The 2,040-nt window shown below is 62.6% G+C and carries 3 protein-coding genes; all 3 read right to left on the bottom strand.

Annotation, left to right across the window (positions count from 1 at the left end; genetic code table 11):
- Positions 1–168: 168 nt before the first annotated feature.
- The gene (locus tag AC1D1X_RS21680; RefSeq protein ID WP_477669464.1) at positions 169–378 is read right to left on the bottom strand and encodes a hypothetical protein; all 210 of its coding nucleotides are present in this window, start codon (positions 376–378) and stop codon (positions 169–171) included.
- A 44-nt stretch (positions 379–422) separates the two neighbouring features.
- On the bottom strand, positions 423–1,172 hold the full coding sequence (locus AC1D1X_RS21685; RefSeq protein WP_477669465.1) for a 2-keto-4-pentenoate hydratase: 750 nt from the start codon (positions 1,170–1,172) through the stop codon (positions 423–425).
- A 33-nt stretch (positions 1,173–1,205) separates the two neighbouring features.
- A partial coding sequence (locus AC1D1X_RS21690; protein ID WP_477699155.1) for a pilus assembly protein PilP occupies positions 1,206–2,040 on the bottom strand: 835 nt, incomplete at its 5' end.

Genomic DNA, 2,040 nt, shown 5'->3' on the forward strand with positions numbered 1-2,040 from the left:
CGTATTCCTCGATCGGCTCCGGTTCGTCGTCGGGTGCTTCGTCCAGTGCGTCTTCTGGTGCGTCTTCTGGTGCGTCTTCTGGTGCGTCTGTTTGCATCGGGTTTCTCTCCAAATCCCGATTATCCGCAACCAACCCTTGTCCTTCGCGGGGAGGGCGCCGGATATTGCTCAGACCTTGAGCTCCACCCCTAGCGCCGCGAGCTTTTTCGCGTACGCATCCCGGCGTTTTGCTGCCTTGTCTGCTGTCTCGACGGCCATCTGGATCGCCTTGGGGCCTTTGGCTGCAGCCGCCTTGATTAATCCGGACTTGTGGGCAGCCTCTGCTTCCGCCCTTCTAAAAGTGGCGATAAGTTCGGCATGGGCAATGGATGAGTTCACGGGGTACCTCTTACTGGTTGACTGGCGTTACTGGCTACCTGCGCCTAGCGTTCAAAACGCAGCTCCACCGCGCCGACGCTCGCTATTTCACCACGCACCGTCTCGTCCAGGGGTGCGGTCAGCAGGCCGGTACAGGACCCGGTGGTCACGATCTGGCCCGCGCGAAGCGGCTGGCCGCGCCGGGCGCAGTGCCGTGCAAGCCACGACAGCAGGCGCCAGACGTCTTGCGCCGGGTTGCCGCCGTGCGTGTGGGCTGCTGATGCTGTGCCGAAGTCTAGTGATGCCTCTACCGTGCGTAAGTCCAGCCGAGCGGGCGCAAAAGCTGACGGGCTGCCCAGCACCAAGGCGCCGTGGCATTGCAAGTCGGCCAACTGGGCCAGCGGGTCGGCCGTCTGGCCATCAAGCAAGCGGCTTTCCACCACCTCGATAGCCGGCTGCACGGCGTCAAAGGCTTCGGCCAGTTCAGCGGGTGCAAGCAGCCTGCCTTTGGGGTCCAGGTCGCGGCCAAGCCGGAAGGCGACTTCAAGCTCGACACAGCGCCATCGCCAGGCGGGGCCTGTGAGCGTGACGCCGGACGCATGGATGCCTGATGCGGGAAGCGGAGCGCAACGCGGTTCGGCGTGCGGGCCTTTGGCGCCTACCTTCCAGCCGGCGACGGGGCCAATGGCCGCGAGCGTGGCGTCCTGGATGGCGTAGGCGCCGGCGTGGTCGGCCGGGAGCATGTCGCGCCAAGGCACAGTGGGCCCGCCGGTTCGCGCGGTTGTCAATCGTTGCGCGGCGTTTTGCGGGGCCATGAAGACCGATTGTCGTATTGAACCTGACCGCTGCTATTGCGCCCAGGGCGGCTTGCCAAGAGCGGGGACGGGGAGGGCGGAGCGACGCTCGTTTTTTTTGCCTTCCGCGTCTTGAACCTGCTCGACGATCACAATTTCCTTGTCTGTAATGGAGATGATCTTCCCGCGCTCGGGCCCGAGATAGTTTCCGACCCGCACCCTGTAGAGTTGGGGAGGCGTTTTTTTGTGCATCACCAGCGCAAACTTCTCACTTCCTTGGCCAAAAACACCCGCCACGGCCAGGTCCACCAGCAATGCGGACTCGAGCGGTTCACGCGTGCCTTGGGCGCTGTCTGTGCCGGTGAATGGGTTCTTGGCGCCCAAGGCGCTTTGCCTTGCTTTGGCGAGTTGTTGGCGGTATTCAACGGCCTGCGCCTGCTCCAGCACCAGGTCGCCGAGATAGACCCAGCCCTCCACGGTGACGGATGCGGCGTTGCTTTTTACAAAACTGATTCGCTCAACCAGCGCTTCGCTGAGCACAGGCGAGTTGACCAGAAAATCAAGCATTTCCTTGTAAGGAGCGGTGATCTTGAAATGGAAGCGAAACAGGCCGCTGTTCGGAGAGCCGACCGGGTCCGCTTTAAAGATATCGAAACGGATGCTCTGCTGGCTTGCATATTCGTGGAGGCGCAATATATAGGTGTCGCCCAGCCGAGGTGAGGACAGGGTTGGAACCGGGATGGGCAGGCCGTGACGGATAGCTGCCTTGAATTCCATGTCCGCGTCGCCGGGCAAGCGCTTGAGGGTATAGGGGCCAAGCCAATGATTGGCATCCGGTGCAAGCCTGCCGGTCAGAGCGACGCTGTCGGCGGCACTGACGCCGCTCTCG

Source organism: Polaromonas sp. P1_G4 (assembly GCF_056405475.1).

What these genes read in the sequence shown, in the direction of transcription:
- AC1D1X_RS21685 (WP_477669465.1), bottom strand. Translation starts at nt 1,172, where the DNA reads ATGGCCCCGCAAAACGCCGCGCAACGATTGACAACCGCGCGAACCGGC.